This is a genomic window from Saprospira grandis DSM 2844 (genome assembly GCF_000275825.1).
Classification (GTDB): domain Bacteria; phylum Bacteroidota; class Bacteroidia; order Chitinophagales; family Saprospiraceae; genus Saprospira; species Saprospira grandis_A.
On sequence record NZ_JH719942.1, the window covers coordinates 1,895,341 to 1,911,784 of the forward strand.

Below are 16,444 nucleotides of genomic sequence, written 5' to 3' on the forward strand. Positions count from 1 at the left end.
AGATGCCTAGCTTTTTGACAATTAGTCTACTTTGTTCGATTTTATGGCCTTTTTCTCTGGCCAAACCAGCCCAAACAACGGCCCCAAAAGACCACCCTATTTACCTTTCTGTTGCCGAAATAGATTATAAAGAGGAGGAACAAGCCCTGCAAATTTCTATCAAGCTCTTTGTAGACGATTTTGAACAGCTTTTTTCTAAACGCTTAGGAGAAACTGTTGAAATTGGCACCGATCGAGAGCATCCTCAGGCCAATGAATTACTCGCCAATTATGTCCAACAGCATTTCAAATTGAAGGCGGATGGTCAAGCTATACAATATAAGTACTTGGGCAAGGAAATGGGGGAGAAGCGAAATATCTATGAATGCTATGTTTTCTTAGAGGCTAAAAATCTATCGCCTTTTGCCCAGCTCACGATTAATAATAGCCTATTAATTGAGGAGCATTTCAATCAACTGAATTTTGCCGCCTGCCATACCAAAAGCCAAGGAGTCCAGAAAGTAATTAGCCGAAAAGGAAGGGAGGTTCAAAAAGTAAAATGGTAATTAATTTGATTAATTACGGTCTTGTTGAGAATTTTCATCCACAATTAACTTTGCTTGTTGATTGTGGATAACTTTTTTGTGGAAAACTTCTTAGGGGTTTTCCACATTTCTTTTTGCAGTTTTCCACAAATTGTTCCACGTGGAACATGTTGATAAGTTTTGTGGAAAACTAGAATTGCACTCAAATAAAAAATTGAAAACTTACTCACAATTGAGTTGTGGAAAACCTGAATTGATTGTGAAATGCGACTAATGTTCCACGTGGAACATATTGATCCGTGGAAAAACGTGGAACATATCCACAATGTTTTTGTGGAAAACTGATAAAATTGTGGAGAAATGGCAGTGTTCCACCTGGAACAATTTGAAAGCGTGGAAAAACGTGGAACATATCCACAATTTATTGTGGATAACTTAGGGTTTTTTGTGGATAATTGCCAATGAAAAAATGGAGCTGTACAGAATATTAGTACAGCTCTTTTTTTCTGTGCGATTCTCAGCGCTTTGAATTTTTGGTCCAATTAGCCATTGAGCGAAGTTATTTTGCCTTAACGTTGAGGTTTTCCGCCAGAAGCAATTCGGCTGAGGGGCTGTAGCAGGGCGGCGAAGCCGCAGACCCAGCAAAATGAGCGCAGCGAAATTTTGCGCAGGGCCGAGCAGACTTGCGAGCTGCGCAATGGCCCGACCCGCCCGCAGGGCGGGGCAGCCCCAAAAAAAAGAGGAAGCAGATATAGATCTACTTCCTCATCGTTATTTTTAGCGCAAAGGGATTATTCGATAATTGCCCCTTCTTGGTCAATGCTTAGGATCCAGCTTTTGACTCTTTGTTTTTTGGCTTTGTAGCGGGCGAGGATAGCGCTTTGCGCTTCTTCTGCTTTTAGTGTATTATTGAAAAGGGCCGCAATTGTGGGACCTTGGCCACTATAATGGCAGCTAAGGCCACCTTCTGAATGAACAATTTCCTGAACTTCTCTTAAAAAGCTGCCTTCTTCGGCCCAAGCTTGGGGCCAAAGGGCATCCTCTAGCAGTCTGAAATCGCTATAATTAAAGGCCCAACTCAAGGCAGAAAGGGCTTGCGAGCTAGATTTTCCTGTTTTGAGAGCAATTTCTTCTAGCTGAGCTTGATGGGCTTTAATTTTTGGGGCAAAAACCAAGAAATAAAGGCCTTTAGGCAGGGCCATACGGCGCCATTGGCAGGGAGATTCTTGGACGATGAGGTTCCAGCCGCCGTATAAACTAGCCACAAGGTCCTCGGCAGCACAGCCCGAAGCGAGGGCGGGGGCTATCAATTCTTTGGGCATAAGCGGACTTTTGAGCTGTTTATTGAGTCCATACAGGCAGGCGGCTACCAAGGCGGCCTCATTGCCAAGGCCCAAACCAAAGGGAATCTTTTTGCGAACTTCCAACTCAAAGCCCAAAGTCTCTGTTTCTACGCCATAATTGGGCAAAAGGGCCCAAAAAGCGAGGGCGGCTTTGCCCATAGCGGTTTCGGCTAGGTTTCGGCTGAGCTGTTTTTGGTCGCCAGTAACTTCTAGAAGCTGCAAGCCTAGTTTTGGGCTAGGGCGGATAATCACTTCATCGGCTAAGCCTTCTAGGGCAACGGCCATACAGCCAGGGCCCCAAGATAATTGGCTCAAACTTGCGGGCGCCTTAATTTTTACGCCCAATTGTGCTTTAGACATCTATCTATTATATCTTAAATCTCAAAAAATAGGGAGGGGTTAGCTCCCTGAACAATGTACAAAGTTTTCCTAACTTTGTAGACTTAGATTATCATACAAAAGTACAGCTTATATGCTATCTAGCAGACAATTATTTTTACAACATTTGGCCCAAACCTCTGATGCTCCTTTGGCCTTAGAGATTGATCGGGCAGAGGGAATTTATATGTATGGGCCTACAGGCAAGTCTTATATTGACCTCATTTCAGGTATTTCAGTTTCTAATTTAGGGCATCGGCACCCCAAGGTAATGGCCGCAATTGCTGCACAATCAGAGCGCTATTTGCATACCTTGGTCTATGGGGAGTTTATTTTGAGTCCTCAGGTTCAATTGGCAAAGTACTTAGCGGATTTACTGCCCACTTCTTTGTCTAGCTGCTATTTTGTCAATTCTGGAACAGAAGCAACAGAAGGGGCCATGAAACTGGCCAAGCGCTATACGGGCCGGGCCGAAATCATTGCCTGCGAAACCTCTTATCATGGGAGCAGCCAAGGGGCATTGAGTTTGATGAGCACCGACTTTTTTACGGCTCCTTTTCGCCCACTTTTACCCAATATCAATCATATTGCCTTTAATAGCTGGCCCGATTTGGACAAAATTACGGAAAAAACGGCTGCTGTGATCATTGAGCCCGTACGGGCAGAGAAAGGGGTGGAAAACCCCTTAGAAGGCTATTTAAAGGCCCTCAGAGCGCGTTGTACAGCCGTTGGCGCACTCTTAATATTTGATGAAATTCAGGTGGGCTGTGGCCGCACTGGTAGCTTCTTTGCCTTTGAGCAGTTTGATGTAGTGCCCGATATTCTCCTTTTGGCTAAAGGCTTTGGTGGCGGAATGCCGATAGGGGCCTTTATTGCTAGCCAAGAAATTATGCAAGTCCTTAGCCATAATCCCTTTTTGGGGCATATTACTACTTTTGGAGGGCATCCACTTTGTTGTGCTGCTGCCTTGGCCAACTTAAAAGTGCTGAAGGAAGAGTATGAGGAGCTGATAGGTACGGTTAAGGAAAAAGAAGCTCTTTTCTTAAGCTTACTCAAGCATCCTAAGATTAAAACGGTCCGTTCTGCTGGCCTATTGATGGCCGTTCAGCTTTCTAGCTATGAACAAACTAAGGCGGTTATTCTTAAGTGTATGGAAAAAGGCTTGATTTCAGACTGGTTCCTCTTTAATGATTCGGCTATCCGTATTGCGCCACCACTTATTATTAGTCCTCAACAAATTCATCAGGCAGTGGCTATTTTGCTAGAAGCTATTGATGAAGTAGACGGTCCAAGCTATGACAAGAACAACTAAAACAGCTACCCAAGGCTTTTTATACCTGCTGCCTATTTGGGCAATTGGGATGATTCTGGGCCAGCTAGGCCTTCAGCTTATTGCTTCGGCCTATGGGGTTAGCAATTTAATGGAGCTGGTCTCCAATTTGGCTACTACAGACCCTACTCCCAATGAACTTGCAGGCCTAAAATGGGGGAGCCTGTTCAGCCATTTCTGTGGCTATACTTTGGTGGCCCTAGGCTTTAGCCTAATTTGGAAGCCCAAAAGAGCCATGGATTTTTTGCTGCTCAATCGCTCTGCTAAGTTCTGGACCTATTTGCTTTTGCCGCTTTTAGCGCTTTGCCTTTATCCAATTGCCATGCAGCTCTATGCGCTCAATCAGATGATGACTCCAGAAAGCTGGATCGCTAAAGAGACCATTGCCTTGCAAGAAAAGTTGATGAGCATGAATAGCCCGATGGAACTATTGACTAACTTTTTGTTGGTGGGCTTGGCCGCTGGGCTAGGAGAGGAGCTGCTCTTTAGAGGCATTCTGCAACGTCTACTCTCTCAACTTACTAAGAATTTGGACCTAGGAATTTGGATCGCTGCCTTGCTGTTTAGCCTGATTCATTTTCAGCCCGAAGGCTTTATTCCTCGCTTTTTATTGGGGGCACTTTTAGGCTATAGTTTGCGCTGGACAGGCAGTCTTTGGACGCCTATTTTGCTGCATATCGCCTTTAATTCTTCTCAATTATTGCTCTATTACTACTTTGCAGACCAAATGTCTGAGCAAACAGGCTTAGAGCTGCCCATTTATTTAGGCATTTTGGCTTATCCTTTGGCTTTTGCCATCTGTTTTTTACTCTATAAAGGACATAAAAAACAAGGGGATATTCAGGCCGATGATTATTTACCCTCCTAATTTATTGCTTATGAGTTTGCGCTTGCGCACCACTACAGCCCTAGTCTTTGGGGTAGTTATGATTGTCGGCACGCTAGCCCATCCCGTTTCGGCAGCTTTGCTCTACCTTTTAGTGGGCTTTTTATGTATCCGAGAGCTGGGCCAATTGCTCCTACAGCAAGATAGTCCGCAAAAAATCTATAATCAATTGCGGCGAGCACTCTTTATGTTGCTCTCTATTTTGCCCACTTTGCTCCTTATCGATGGCTATTTATCCCCTTTTCCTTTGGTCCTAAACGGGCTAGGACATTGGTTTTTGCCCCTCTATTCGCTTCCTTTTCTCCTAGAATTGGCGGCGTCTAGCAAAAATCCTTTCCAAAATATTGCCTACAGCTACCTTGGCCTTTTCTATATTGGGCTGCCCACTTTCTTGCTTTGCTTTCTGTCTTTGCAAGATCCCTCGGGCCGCTTTCTCATTATGGCGATTATGTTGCTGGTTTGGGCCAATGATGTTTTTGCTTATTTCACTGGCCGTAAACTCGGAAAACGTAGAATTTCACCCATTTTATCTCCCAATAAAACGCTTGAGGGCCTTATTGGGGGATTTACCGCGGCTTTGCTTTGGGGATTTGCTTCTTATTTTGTCTGGAGCATCCTCGATTTTTCATTGACTACTTGGCTCATTTTAGCCGCAGAGGCCTCTATTTTTGCCTTTTGGGGCGACCTTATTGCCTCTATGCTCAAACGCTCACTCAATATTAAGGATACAGGAACAACTTTGCCTGGGCATGGTGGACTAATCGATCGCTTTGATGCTTTCCTTTTTGTCTTTCCTCTGATTACTTTTACGATTATTTTTATCCTGAAAATTGCTAGATTTATTCCTTTTTAAGTGAATTTGGGGCCTCCTGCCTACGGCAGGCGGTTACTCCCTTCGGTCGTCGAACTGCGGTCTAAAGACCTTGTTGTCGTTTCGAGGCTCGCTGTTGTTTTGGGGCCTCCTGCCTACGGCAGGCGCTACGTTTCGGGGCTCGCTCTTCGCTCGGCCCTTTGGCCGCAAAGCGGCCTCGGTCTGGCCTTCGGCCACCCCTACACATCGCTAGGCCGCTCAACATTTGGGGTTGCTTTGGGCTTTTCGCTCCGGCCTTTTCACTTTTTTAGCTGTTATGATATGTCAATAATACCAAGAGAAACTGCAGAACAATTGGCCCAACTCATTAGAGCATGGAATGCCAAAGGCTTTTCGCCGGCAACTAGTACAAATTACTCTTTTAGAGTAGGGGCAGATCGCCTCGCTATTTCTAAGTCTGGCCGAGATAAAAGCCAGTTCTCGGCCCAAGATTTTATGCTTGTAGACCTTAAGGGCAGAGCACTGCCCCCCTTTGAAAAGGAACGTTCTTCGGCGGAAACCCTACTCCATACGGTCCTTTATGAAGAGAATAAAACCATAAATGTAGTGCTGCATACGCACTCTATTTATGGCACCCTCCTCTCTGATTATTACTTAAAAGAGGAGTGTTTGCAGCTTAGTCAGTACGAATTGCTCAAAGCTTTACCTCAATTTGATAGCCATGATGCAGATTTTGAGCTGCCCATTTTTCCCAATACACAGGACATAGAGCAACTTTCTGAAGATTTTAGACAGCTCTATTTGGCCCAACCCACTACTATTGCTTATTTGATTGCAGGACATGGACTCTATACTTGGGGCAAAAGTATAGCCGAAGCCAAACGGCATTTGGAAGCTTTAGAGTTTTTATTGGAAGTTCAGTACAAAAAAATGCTTTTGGCTCCACGCTAATGTTCCACGTGGAACAATTGGTTTTTCCATTTCCACAAACTGAGGAGTTGTTTTTCATTGTTCCACGTGGAACAATTTGCTGTTCCACAGTTTTTTGTTCTTTTTACAAAAGGAAGGAGAATTTAAAAACTGCTTTTTGGGGTCCAAAAGAGTCGAAAAACTACTTTTTTCTAAGCGCTGAGAATTTAATGCGCCTTATACTTAGGTCAGTAAGTTTTTTCTGTGCGATTCTCAGCGCTTAAGAAAATGACTTTTTTTTAGCCTTTTTTTGCTAAAAAGGGAGAATTAAATTTGGAAAGCCCAAAATTTATCCTGAATTTTAGAGTATGATAAAAACAGAAAATAGATTTAAGACTACTTCATGCTGCTGTTGTTGCCGCCCCTGTTTTGCTTTCCAAGCATCTCAGAGCTAAAGCTATGTATCAATGAAGAGTTAAATCTGATGTTTTACATAACCAAAGCCTTTTTGAGATGTTCTCTCAAAAAAGGCTTTTTCTTTTTTCTAGAATCTAATCTTATGCAGATCATTTCCTTATTTGCTTGCTGTTGTTGTTGTCATTCTCTTTTGCTTGGGCAAAAAGAGGGGAGAGGCAATGCCAGTAAATGATCTTTATTTTGGTCTACTTACTATAATTGCTCGGCTCAACTTCTTTTGTCTAAAAGGAGTTGAGCTTTTTTTTTGGTCCAGAAGGGCCGAAGGCCCTTGGCTGAGGGATGGACAGCAGTGGCCCGCAGGGCCAGACCGAGTAAAATGAGCGCAGCGAAATTTTGCGAAGGGCCGAGCAGACCTGCGAGCTGCGACACAGCCCGACCCGCCCGCAGGGCGGGGCAGCCCCAAAAGAATCAAAAAATAAAAAACATACTCCTCCAATATGCCAGCAACCATTAAAAAATATCAAGAAGCCTTAGCGGCGGTAGGTCGTTTAGTGGGGCAAACGCCCTTAGTAGAGCTCAAAAGTCTGAGCCCTTCTCCCAATATTCATATTTATGCCAAGCTAGAGTGGCATCAGTTGGGGGGCAGCGTGAAGACGCGGGCCGCCTACAACATCATAAAAACCGCCATAGAGCGGGGAGAATTGGGCCAAGGTAAGCATCTTTTGGATGCCAGTAGTGGCAATACGGCCATTGCTTATGCGCATATAGCGGCGGCTTTGGGCATTCCCCTAACCATTATTTTGCCTGAAAATGCCTCGGTAGAGCGCAAGCGAATCTTGAGAGCATTAGGGACAAACCTCATTTTTAGTTCTCCATTTGGGGGCACTGATGAGGCCCAAGAAAAGGCCAAAGCGCTTGCTTTAGCCGAGCCAGAGAAATACTATTATGCCGACCAATATAGTAATCCGGCCAATTGGCAGGCGCATTATTATGGAACCAGTGAGGAAATCTGGGCGCAAACGGCGGCTAAAATTACCCATTTTGTTACCGCTTTAGGGACCACGGGCAGTTTTGTGGGCAACGCCAGAGGACTAAAAGAGAAAAATCCTGCGATACAGTTGGCCAGTTTGCAGCCAGATGGCGCACTACATGGTTTGGAAGGCTGGAAACATCTGCCTACGGCCCATATTCCGCCTATTTATGATAATAGTTTGGCGCATCATGAGCTGCCAATAGATAGTTTTCAGGCCTATGATATGCTCAGAAGGCTGGCCAAAGAAGAAGGGCTGTTGGTGAGTCCTTCGGCTGCGGCCAATGTTTTGGGCGCCTATTTATGGGCCCAAGAACTTCCGCCTGAGCAAGAGGCCCATATTGTGACCCTTTTGCCTGATAGTGCAGACAAGTACGGGGAGGTCATTGAACAAATTTTTCCATATTAAAATCGCTTATTATGTCTTATCAATTGAGTTTAGCCCCTGAGGCCGAGCAGTATATATTGCAACAATTAGAAGCCGATTTTCCGAATGAAGGCTGTGGATTCTTTTATGGAACAGAGGAAAATGAGGGGCAATTGCGGCATGTACTACTCGCCGAGGCCGTTATTAACAGCAAAGAAGGGGACCAAAGACGGCGTTTTGAAATCTCGCCTTTAGATTATATGAAAGCGGAAAGAAAGGCCTTGGAATTGGGATTAAACCTCTTGGGGATCTATCACTCCCATCCCAATCATCCAGCAATTCCCTCTATACATGATTTAAAGCAGGCGGTGCCTTATTTCTCCTACATCATTTTATCGGTACAAGAAGGGCGGGCTGCAGAGCTTACTTCCTGGCGATTGAATGAAGAGCGAAGAGAATTTGAGGCAGAAGAAGTAAAACGAAACAACTTAGAAGCCCTAGCTAAAAGAGAACTCATTTAATTATTCAATCATCTAACCAAAATATTATGGCAACAGTAATTATTCCCACACCACTACGCAAATTCACTGACCAACAAGCAAGCGTCAAATTAGATGCAGAGACAGTACAAGCTGCAATAGACCGTTTAATTGAGCTTTATCCTGTTTTAGCCCAACACCTACTAGATAAAGAGGGGCAAGTTCGGGCCTTTGTTCGCATCTTTTTAGAAGATGAAGACATTTTGGCTTTAGATGGGCCCAATACGGCCCTAAAATCAGATAGCACATTAAGTATTATTCCGGCTATTGCGGGTGGAATTGACCTTTAAAGAAAGAAGATGGCAAATATTGAATTTTCAAAGGCGGAGCTAGAGCGCTACAGCCGACATATTATTATTCCAGAGTTTAATATAGCAGGGCAGCGAAAACTCAAGGCCGCTAAGGTGCTCGTCGTGGGTTCTGGTGGTTTGGGCAGTCCTCTTTTACTCTATTTGGCTGCTGCAGGAGTGGGCCATATTGGCATTGTAGATTATGATCGAGTAGATGATAGCAATTTGCAGCGGCAAGTATTATTTGGGACCGAGAGCATTGGTCAGTTAAAAGCAGAGGCTGCCAAAGCTCGGATAGAGGCGCTCAATCCACATATTGAGGTCTCTGTTTACAATGAGTTTTTAAACTCAGAGAATGCCCTAGACATTGTTAAGGGCTATGATGTAGTGGCTGATGGGACCGATAATTTTCCGACTCGTTACTTGGTTAATGATGCCTGTGTAATTTTAGGTAAAACGAATGTCTATGCCTCTATCTATCGCTTTGAGGGACAGGTTTCGGTTTTTAACTACAAAGATGAGGCAGGCAATTTAGGTCCTCATTATCGAGATCTTTTTCCCTCTCCACCACCTCCGGGCTTAGTGCCTTCTTGTTCTGAGGGAGGTGTTTTGGGCGTCTTGCCAGGCATTATTGGTTCTTTACAAGCACTAGAGGTCATTAAAGTGATTACTGGGGTAGGGGAGCCTTTAGTGGGGCGGCTCTATCTCTTTGATGCTTTGACCTTTAGCCATAGAACCCTCAAGATTTGGAAAAACCCAAACACTCCAGAAATTACAGAACTCATTGATTATGAGCAGTTTTGTGGGGTTGAAGAAGCCAAAGAAGAGCAGCCTGTGGCGGCTGTGCCAAGCATTAGCGTGCAAGAACTTAAGCAGTGGCAAGAGGAGTCAAGAGTTTTTGTGTTAATTGATGTGCGAGAGTCTTATGAGCAAGAAATTGTAGATATAGGAGGCCAATTGATTCCGAAAGGAGAAATTGAGCAGCAGTTGGACCAAATTCCCAAAACGGGAGATGTTGTTCTGCATTGTCGGTCTGGAAAGCGAAGCGCTGATGTGATTGAGTTATTGCAAGCGCAATACGGCTATACTAACTTACTTAATTTGGAGGGCGGAATTTTAGCCTATGCCAAGGAAGTGGACCAAGAACTCGCCACTTACTAAAGAGCTGTCTGTATGCTTTTTTATGAGCTAGGGCCCCAAAGGGGGCTCTGGCTTTTTTTATGGGCATAAAAAAAGGCCCAACAAACAGATGTTTGTTGGGCCAATACCCACAGCAGGGTTCGAACCTGCAACCTTCGGCTCCGGAAACCGACACTCTTCCAGTTGAGCTATGCGGGCTGTCTATGAAACACAAAAATAGACAATTTTGTAGAGACTGCCAATTTTGCTTCTATGATTTTTTTAGCCAAAGCCGAAGCTGTCCGTCGGCAAAGGCGTGTTTTTCTAGTTGGAGGTAGTTGGCAAAGCGGGGCAGAAAGATATTTTTTCTGCGGCCCTTGACATCTAGGACCAGTTCATCGCCAAATTTTTGGACCGAAAAATCTTCTTCTTGAATAAAGGGGAGTTTGATGCTAATTAAATAGTATTGCCCTCTTTCTTCTACCTCAAAGGGGTTTTCACTATGAAAAAACTGAGCGGGGTCTTCTCCTTTATAGAGCAGCTGGCCCATTTTTTCTAGTAGTGGCAAACCAAATAGTTCTTGGCCCAAATGGGGGGCCTTAAAAATGGGTAGGGGGGCAAAGCTTTCCTCAATATCCTCAAGATATTGTTTTTGGCTTTTAATATACTGAGCAAAAACGCCTGCGCCCATTTCTTCGGGCAGTACTCGATTAACAATAATGCCATCTACCTGATAGCCATAGAGTTGTAAATAGGTATAGGCTCTTTTGGCTTCTTGTATGACCATGCGTTCGGGGTTGGCGACAATCCGAATAGAGCAAATTTTGGGGTTCAGCATAATTTTCTGGACCTGCTCTAGTTTTTCAAAGAGCTCTTCTAGTTCTTCAAAGCCTTTGTCTAAAGGAACGCCAGAGGCTTTGCGCAAAAACTTTCCGGCGGTTTTGATGGCAAATTTGGGTACGGCTTTATTTACCCAAGACTGCATAACCTGAGGCAAGGAAAGTAAGCTTAGGGTTTCTCCAGTGGGGGCGGAGTCAATAATGAGTACATCATATTTCCCTTCGCGGTAGTGTTGCTCAATCCATAAAAAAGCAGAGGCTTCTTCCATGCCGGGCAAGACAGAAAGCTCTTCGGCCACAATATTTTTTACGCCCCGCCAGCGGAAGACCGTCAGCATGAGGTTGCGCATATTATCCCAATGTTTTTTCATAGAATAATAGACGTCAAATTCTTGGGCCCATAAATTAGGGGCTACGGCTTTGGGTTCTGGGGCTAGTTCTTGGTCCAAAGCATCCGAAAGGCTATGAGCGGGGTCGGTAGAGACCACCAAGGTTCTGTATCCTTGGGCGGCAGTGGCCAAAGCTGTGGCAGCTGCGCTGCTCGTTTTGCCTACGCCGCCTTTTCCTGTAAAAAGTAAGATTCTCATTGATGTTTTGCTTTTCTCATTCAAAGTACAGCTTTTCTATAGCCCCACAAAAAAAAACTACCTCTCCGCTAAGCGAAGAGGCAGCTACTGGCTAAAAATACAAAAAGAAACCGCAGACTTTAGGTAGAGAGCCAAGGGATTCTCTGGCTTGCATTTTAGACAAAAAGGTATTTCGATTAAGCATCGGCTTTCTTGCGGCCGCGTTTGCTTGTTTTTTCTTCAGTTTTTGCAGCAGCATCTTCTGTTGCAGCATCTTCTACATCTTCTGGCTCTTCCTGAGGGTTACCAAAAAGGTGGGCTTTGATCTTTTCTTCAATCTCTAGAGCAACCTCTGGGTTATCCATCATAAATTGCTTGGCTGCTTCGCGCCCTTGGGCAATTTTTGTCCCTCCATAGCCATACCAAGCGCCGCTCTTGCTCAAGATGTCAAATTCAGCGCCCATATCAACGAGTTCTCCAGTTTTAGAAACGCCTTCTCCATACATGATATCAAACTGAGCGATGCGGAAGGGAGGAGCCAATTTATTCTTGACCACTTTCACCTTAACGTGGTTTCCCACTACATTGCCTTCACGGTCCTTAATGGCAGCACCAGAGCGGCGAATATCCAAACGCTGAGAAGCATAAAACTTCAAGGCATTACCCCCGGTTGTGGTTTCTGGATTACCGAACATCACCCCAATTTTTTCTCGCAACTGGTTGATGAAAATACAGCAACAATTCGTTTTACCAATGGCGCTAGTCAATTTGCGCATAGCCTGAGACATCAAACGTGCCTGAAGCCCCATCTTAGAATCTCCCATATCGCCCTCAATCTCTGCGCGAGGAACAAGTGCAGCAACAGAATCCACCACCAAAATATCAATAGCGCCAGAGCGAATCAAGTTCTCGGCAATTTCCAAGGCTTGCTCTCCATAATCAGGCTGAGCAAAAACCAACTCATCTACATCTACGCCCAATTTTTCAGCATAATAACGGTCAAAAGCATGCTCTGCATCAACAAAAGCAGCAATTCCGCCCGCCTTCTGACATTCTGCAATAGCATGAATGGCAATAGTCGTTTTACCAGAAGATTCTGGTCCATAAATCTCTACAATACGCCCTTTGGCAAGGCCATTGGTGCCCAAAGCGACATCCAAGCCAATAGAACCTGTAGGAATAGCTTCTACCTCTACCATTGGGGCATCGCCCAACTTCATGACACTCCCTTTTCCATAGGTTTTAGTCAAGCGATCTAATGTGGCCTGTAGGGCCTTTTTTTTGCCCTCTAGGGCCTTAGCATCTTTTTTAGTTGCCATCTCATTTTGTATTTATAGCCAAGTAAAATCTAAAGTATACGATAAAGTTAAGTTTTTTCAGTAAAAGCCGCAAGCCTGCCCGCAAAAACTTTCATTTCTTTTTGTTATGAACCAAATGTACAGGGCTTTTACTAGTAGTGCAACTTTTTGTTGCAATTTTTAGTAAAAAAAATAAAATGAAAAACAATTTGTGGCGAATTGCTAAGGCCAATAGGGCTAGAGCAAATAGCGCAAACAGTATTGGGCCAAGGCTTTTTCTTTAGGAGCAGTGGCTAAATGAAAGTTGCTATAGCCCATTTCCATAAGTTTTTGGGCCGTGCTACGTCCAATAACTAGAATTTCTTGATTTTTCCTTTTGGGGTAGGCCTTTAAATAGGTTTGGGCATTGAGTGGGCTGGTCAAGACTAAAATATCGGCTTGGCTGTCGGCAAATTGGGTTTTGGCTTGGTTGCTATAGACAATGCGCTCCTTGGCCAATATCTGGCCCTTGAGCAGTTGTTGAATAGAGCGTTTAGATTGTTCGGCCCGAAAAAAGCAAACGCTTTTTTGGCCCAGCCATTCTTTAAAGGCCAGGGCAGTAGGGGCGGGCCGGCCAGAGCCAATGAAATCTGCTGTTAAGCCAAATTCTTCAAGTACAGCGGCTGTTGCCGGCCCCAAAGCCGCAATCAAAGGGAGCTGCTCCCAGGGTTTTTTCCATTGGGCCAAGGCATAGCGCAGCCCTCTGGGGCTATAAAAAAAATAACAGTCCGTATCTTTGGGCCAACTAAAGTTAATGGGCCAAAACCTTAATAGTGAGTAATCTATGAGCTCGGCCCGATTAGCTAATAAGCGCCTAAAGTCACTTTGCTCGGCTAGTTTTCTGGAAATAAAAATTTTTTGCATCTCCTTCTTTTTTGAAAGCTAAAGCTTTTTGTGCCATTTTACAAGAGCAAGGCGTTTTGCCTGCATCTAGCAGGCGGCGAAGCCGCCGCAAAGGAGCGCAGCGACGCGGCTGAGGGGCTGTAGCAGGGCCGCCGAAGGCGGCAGACCAAAGCCCAAAGGGCTGCAGGGCCGAGCAGACCTGCGAGCTGCGCAATGGCCCGACCCAGCCAAAGGCTGGGGCAGCCCCAAATAAACAAAATGAAAAAAAATCATGTTGAAAATTGGAATTACTGGCGGTATTGGAAGTGGAAAAAGCACCGCCGCCCGCTTTTTTGAAGCCTTAGGCGTCCCGCTTTATGATGCCGACCAAAGGGCCAAATGGCTGATGCAAAATGACCATAAATTGCAGCAAGATTTGATGGCCGCTTTTGGTCCCGATACCTATGATCCCGCCGGGGGGCTCAACCGCCCTTATTTGGCCGAAAAAGTCTTTACGGATAAGGCCGCTTTGGCCCAACTCAACGCCTTGGTGCATCCGGCGGTCAAGCGAGATACGCAGGCTTGGCAGGCGCAAATGCAGCAGGCTGGACATCCCTATTGCCTGAAGGAAGCCGCCCTTATTTTTGAGGCCAATTTGGCCGATCAATTTGATAAAATTATTGTGGTGACGGCTCCGCTAGAGCTGCGAATTAGCCGGGTGATGGCCAGAGATCAGCTGACAGAAGCCGCCGTTTTGGCCCGCATCAACAACCAATGGCCCGAAGAAGAAAAAATCAAAAGAGCCGATTATATTCTGGAAAATAGCAGCCTAGAAGCTTTGCAACTGCAAGTACAAAAACTAAATCAAGAAATTAGTAAATTAGCCCGATCTAAGCCCGAATAGCCCATGAAATGGGAATTTTTTTAATTGGATCTCCATTGTATCCTCATAACAAACTACATAAAATATGAACAACAGTCGATTGATTATTTTTGGCGTGATTGGCCTGGTCATCGCCATTTTTACCCTCGTTTTGGTCAATAGTACCTTCCTGACCATTGACGCAGGATTTAGAGGGGTGCTCTTTCAACCCTTCGGAAAAGGAATTGACCAAGAGAAAACTTATGCCCCCGGTTTTCATGTTTTGGCCCCCTGGAACAGCATGTATATCTATGATGTGCGGGAGCAACAACTGGAGGAAAGCATGACGGTTTTGTCGAGCAATGGACTAAATATTCAACTCGATTTGACGGTCCGTGTGAATCCCTCTTTTGAGAAAATTGGGCATTTGCATGAGCAATTTGGCGAGAATTATATGAATACTTTGGTCAAACCCGAGGTGCGCTCTGCCGTTAGAAATGTCATTGGCCGCTATAAGCCCGAAGAGCTTTATTCTACAAAAAGAGATGAAGTTCAGGGACTTATCCAAACAAATCTGGAGAAAACTTTGGTCAGCAATTTTATTGACCTTCGCGCTGTTCTTATCCGCGATATTGAGCTGCCCGATAAGGTGCGCCGAGCCATTGAAGAAAAAATTGAGGCCGAACAAAAGGCCCTCAAATATGAATACATTTTGGCCCAAGAACGCAAGGAAAAAGAACGGATCCTCATCGAGGCTAGCGCCAAGGCCGAGGCCAACGAGATTCTTACCCAAAGTTTGAACGATAAGATTTTGACCGAAAAAGGAATTGAAGCCACTCTCCAACTAGCCAATTCACCCAACACCAAGGTGATTGTGGTAGGAGGAGGCGATAAGGGCCTCCCCCTCATTTTAGGCGATAAGTAGGTTTTGGGGCCTCCTGCCTACGGCAGGCGCTACGTTTCGCAGCTCGCTGCTCGCTCGGCCCTACGCAAAAAAACAAGTTTTTTGCTTGGTCTGGCCTGACGGCCACTGCTGCACATCGCTAGGCCTGCGGCGGCTTCGCCGCCTGTCCCATCCAAAAAATACGGCCCATTATTTTAGATAATCGGCCATGGCCAACTCCAAATTAGTATTGGCCAAATGCAATTGCGCCCAGAAGCCAGCTTCTCGGGCGCCTTTTATATTGTCGGCATTATCATCTATAAATAAAGTGTCTTGGGCCAAAATGCCCGCATCCTCGGCCAACCACTGATAAGTAGAAATATCTGGTTTGCGCCGCCCAATCTCATGAGAGTAGTAGGCTTTTTCAAAAAGGCCATCAAAGTCAAGAGCGCCATGTTGCGCCTCAATAATTTTGCGGACCTCCTCCAAATGGATTTCGTTAATATTGCTGAGCAAAAAGAGGCGGTGCCCCTTGGCCCGCAACTTTTGTAGCGTATTGATGCGCTGGGCGGGCAGCTCGAGCAGCATGGCGTTCCAGGCTATTTTAGCTTGAGCCTTATCTATGGGCCGCTCGGCCAATGCTACAAAGCGGGCCAAAAAATCATCGGCTGAAATTTGGCCTCTTTCAAAACGCTCAAAATGCGCCTCTTGGGCCAAAAGGCCAAAAATTCGGTTAAACTCGGCCTCGCTACCGGCCAAGCTTTTAAAACAAGCCATCGTTCGGGGAATATCAAGGTTGAGAATTACCCCGCCAAGGTCAAAAAGGATGTTTTTGGGAAAAAGCATAATATTTTGCATCATTTTTTAGGTCCTAAAAAAATTAGTTCTTACTTTTGTCTTCGCAAACTAATGAAAAAACCGAGGTTTGCGAAAAAATGGTCCTATAGCTCAGTCGGTTAGAGCAACTGACTCATAATCAGTGGGTCCTTGGTTCGAGCCCAAGTGGGACCACCCGCCTCAATGTCCTGCCGGATATTGAGGTTTTTTTGTTTTGGGAGCTAGGCAAAAAAAAGAGAAGCCCTAAGGCTTCTCTAGACAGACAAATGAGACAACAATTAAAAGACCTACACTAAAACGATAAGAACTTTTTCTATTGAATTGAAATAGAGCAAAGGTGTGTAAACCCTTTGTC

General features: G+C 45.0%; 16 protein-coding genes and 2 tRNA genes. 12 read left to right on the plus strand and 6 right to left on the minus strand.

Annotated elements, in window-relative coordinates:
* Positions 1-2 precede the first annotated feature (2 nt).
* A complete protein-coding gene (locus tag SAPGRDRAFT_RS08630) occupies positions 3-545 on the plus strand; it encodes a DUF6702 family protein (RefSeq protein WP_002658745.1) in 543 nt (180 codons plus the stop codon).
* Positions 546-1,315: 770 nt separating this feature from the next.
* On the opposite strand, the gene SAPGRDRAFT_RS08635 is transcribed toward SAPGRDRAFT_RS08630, so the two are convergent.
* Positions 1,316-2,227 (minus strand): GHMP family kinase ATP-binding protein, encoded by a 912-nt coding sequence (locus SAPGRDRAFT_RS08635; RefSeq protein WP_002658748.1) that lies wholly within the window; start codon positions 2,225-2,227, stop codon positions 1,316-1,318.
* A gap of 112 nt (positions 2,228-2,339) precedes the next feature.
* Between SAPGRDRAFT_RS08635 and SAPGRDRAFT_RS08640 the strand changes: the two genes are divergently transcribed.
* The 8 genes from SAPGRDRAFT_RS08640 to moeB all read left to right on the plus strand — a co-directional run bounded on the left by SAPGRDRAFT_RS08640 (position 2,340) and on the right by moeB (position 9,985).
* On the plus strand, positions 2,340-3,557 hold the full coding sequence (locus SAPGRDRAFT_RS08640; protein ID WP_002658750.1) for an aspartate aminotransferase family protein: 1,218 nt from the start codon (positions 2,340-2,342) through the stop codon (positions 3,555-3,557).
* Complete coding sequence (locus SAPGRDRAFT_RS08645) at positions 3,541-4,443, plus strand: CPBP family intramembrane glutamic endopeptidase (RefSeq protein ID WP_002658753.1); 903 nt, start codon at positions 3,541-3,543, stop codon at positions 4,441-4,443. The genes SAPGRDRAFT_RS08640 and SAPGRDRAFT_RS08645 overlap by 17 nt, the downstream gene beginning before the upstream one ends.
* Before the next feature lie 10 nt (positions 4,444-4,453).
* The gene (locus SAPGRDRAFT_RS08650; RefSeq protein ID WP_156001876.1) at positions 4,454-5,314 is read left to right on the plus strand and encodes a phosphatidate cytidylyltransferase; all 861 of its coding nucleotides are present in this window, start codon (positions 4,454-4,456) and stop codon (positions 5,312-5,314) included.
* 279 nt (positions 5,315-5,593) lie between these two features.
* Positions 5,594-6,223, plus strand: a complete 630-nt coding sequence (gene mtnB, locus SAPGRDRAFT_RS08655) for a methylthioribulose 1-phosphate dehydratase (RefSeq protein WP_002658756.1) — start codon at positions 5,594-5,596, stop codon at positions 6,221-6,223.
* Between the two features lie 872 nt (positions 6,224-7,095).
* Positions 7,096-8,037: a PLP-dependent cysteine synthase family protein gene (locus tag SAPGRDRAFT_RS08670; protein ID WP_002658758.1), complete on the plus strand. Its 942-nt coding sequence runs from the start codon at positions 7,096-7,098 to the stop codon at positions 8,035-8,037.
* A gap of 11 nt (positions 8,038-8,048) precedes the next feature.
* Positions 8,049-8,516 (plus strand): Mov34/MPN/PAD-1 family protein, encoded by a 468-nt coding sequence (locus tag SAPGRDRAFT_RS08675; RefSeq protein ID WP_002658759.1) that lies wholly within the window; start codon positions 8,049-8,051, stop codon positions 8,514-8,516.
* Between the two features lie 26 nt (positions 8,517-8,542).
* Positions 8,543-8,824: a MoaD/ThiS family protein gene (locus SAPGRDRAFT_RS08680; RefSeq protein ID WP_002658761.1), complete on the plus strand. Its 282-nt coding sequence runs from the start codon at positions 8,543-8,545 to the stop codon at positions 8,822-8,824.
* A 9-nt stretch (positions 8,825-8,833) separates the two neighbouring features.
* The gene (gene moeB / locus SAPGRDRAFT_RS08685; RefSeq protein ID WP_002658764.1) at positions 8,834-9,985 is read left to right on the plus strand and encodes a molybdopterin-synthase adenylyltransferase MoeB; all 1,152 of its coding nucleotides are present in this window, start codon (positions 8,834-8,836) and stop codon (positions 9,983-9,985) included.
* A 104-nt stretch (positions 9,986-10,089) separates the two neighbouring features.
* On the opposite strand, the gene SAPGRDRAFT_RS08690 is transcribed toward moeB, so the two are convergent.
* From SAPGRDRAFT_RS08690 to SAPGRDRAFT_RS08705, 4 genes are all read right to left on the minus strand, one after another.
* A tRNA-Arg gene (locus tag SAPGRDRAFT_RS08690) sits at positions 10,090-10,162 on the minus strand.
* Positions 10,163-10,214: 52 nt separating this feature from the next.
* Positions 10,215-11,369, minus strand: a complete 1,155-nt coding sequence (locus SAPGRDRAFT_RS08695) for an ArsA family ATPase (RefSeq protein ID WP_002658765.1) — start codon at positions 11,367-11,369, stop codon at positions 10,215-10,217.
* A gap of 176 nt (positions 11,370-11,545) precedes the next feature.
* Positions 11,546-12,667, minus strand: a complete 1,122-nt coding sequence (gene recA, locus SAPGRDRAFT_RS08700) for a recombinase RecA (protein WP_002658767.1) — start codon at positions 12,665-12,667, stop codon at positions 11,546-11,548.
* Positions 12,668-12,883: 216 nt separating this feature from the next.
* On the minus strand, positions 12,884-13,549 hold the full coding sequence (locus tag SAPGRDRAFT_RS08705; protein ID WP_002658770.1) for a uroporphyrinogen-III synthase: 666 nt from the start codon (positions 13,547-13,549) through the stop codon (positions 12,884-12,886).
* Between the two features lie 250 nt (positions 13,550-13,799).
* Between SAPGRDRAFT_RS08705 and coaE the strand changes: the two genes are divergently transcribed.
* Positions 13,800-14,411: a dephospho-CoA kinase gene (coaE, locus tag SAPGRDRAFT_RS08715; RefSeq protein WP_002658771.1), complete on the plus strand. Its 612-nt coding sequence runs from the start codon at positions 13,800-13,802 to the stop codon at positions 14,409-14,411.
* Positions 14,412-14,475: 64 nt separating this feature from the next.
* Positions 14,476-15,294, plus strand: a complete 819-nt coding sequence (locus tag SAPGRDRAFT_RS08720) for a prohibitin family protein (protein ID WP_002658772.1) — start codon at positions 14,476-14,478, stop codon at positions 15,292-15,294.
* Positions 15,295-15,462: 168 nt separating this feature from the next.
* On the opposite strand, the gene SAPGRDRAFT_RS08725 is transcribed toward SAPGRDRAFT_RS08720, so the two are convergent.
* Complete coding sequence (locus SAPGRDRAFT_RS08725) at positions 15,463-16,113, minus strand: HAD family hydrolase (protein ID WP_253271295.1); 651 nt, start codon at positions 16,111-16,113, stop codon at positions 15,463-15,465.
* Positions 16,114-16,189: 76 nt separating this feature from the next.
* On the opposite strand from SAPGRDRAFT_RS08725, the gene SAPGRDRAFT_RS08730 reads away from it, so the two are divergent.
* Positions 16,190-16,263 (plus strand) — tRNA-Ile (locus SAPGRDRAFT_RS08730).
* The last annotated feature ends 181 nt before the right edge of the window (positions 16,264-16,444 follow it).

Excerpts from the sequence above, each read along its gene's own strand:
- SAPGRDRAFT_RS08630 (WP_002658745.1), top strand. The coding sequence starts at position 3 with ATGCCTAGCTTTTTGACAATTAGTCTACTTTGTTCGATTTTATGGCCT.
- SAPGRDRAFT_RS08635 (WP_002658748.1), bottom strand. The coding sequence starts at position 2,227 with ATGTCTAAAGCACAATTGGGCGTAAAAATTAAGGCGCCCGCAAGTTTG.
- SAPGRDRAFT_RS08640 (WP_002658750.1), top strand. The coding sequence starts at position 2,340 with ATGCTATCTAGCAGACAATTATTTTTACAACATTTGGCCCAAACCTCT.
- SAPGRDRAFT_RS08645 (WP_002658753.1), top strand. The coding sequence starts at position 3,541 with ATGACAAGAACAACTAAAACAGCTACCCAAGGCTTTTTATACCTGCTG.
- SAPGRDRAFT_RS08650 (WP_156001876.1), top strand. The coding sequence starts at position 4,454 with ATGAGTTTGCGCTTGCGCACCACTACAGCCCTAGTCTTTGGGGTAGTT.
- mtnB (WP_002658756.1), top strand. The coding sequence starts at position 5,594 with ATGTCAATAATACCAAGAGAAACTGCAGAACAATTGGCCCAACTCATT.
- SAPGRDRAFT_RS08670 (WP_002658758.1), top strand. The coding sequence starts at position 7,096 with ATGCCAGCAACCATTAAAAAATATCAAGAAGCCTTAGCGGCGGTAGGT.
- SAPGRDRAFT_RS08675 (WP_002658759.1), top strand. The coding sequence starts at position 8,049 with ATGTCTTATCAATTGAGTTTAGCCCCTGAGGCCGAGCAGTATATATTG.
- SAPGRDRAFT_RS08680 (WP_002658761.1), top strand. The coding sequence starts at position 8,543 with ATGGCAACAGTAATTATTCCCACACCACTACGCAAATTCACTGACCAA.
- moeB (WP_002658764.1), top strand. The coding sequence starts at position 8,834 with ATGGCAAATATTGAATTTTCAAAGGCGGAGCTAGAGCGCTACAGCCGA.
- SAPGRDRAFT_RS08695 (WP_002658765.1), bottom strand. The coding sequence starts at position 11,369 with ATGAGAATCTTACTTTTTACAGGAAAAGGCGGCGTAGGCAAAACGAGC.
- recA (WP_002658767.1), bottom strand. The coding sequence starts at position 12,667 with ATGGCAACTAAAAAAGATGCTAAGGCCCTAGAGGGCAAAAAAAAGGCC.
- SAPGRDRAFT_RS08705 (WP_002658770.1), bottom strand. The coding sequence starts at position 13,549 with ATGCAAAAAATTTTTATTTCCAGAAAACTAGCCGAGCAAAGTGACTTT.
- coaE (WP_002658771.1), top strand. The coding sequence starts at position 13,800 with ATGTTGAAAATTGGAATTACTGGCGGTATTGGAAGTGGAAAAAGCACC.
- SAPGRDRAFT_RS08720 (WP_002658772.1), top strand. The coding sequence starts at position 14,476 with ATGAACAACAGTCGATTGATTATTTTTGGCGTGATTGGCCTGGTCATC.
- SAPGRDRAFT_RS08725 (WP_253271295.1), bottom strand. The coding sequence starts at position 16,113 with ATGATGCAAAATATTATGCTTTTTCCCAAAAACATCCTTTTTGACCTT.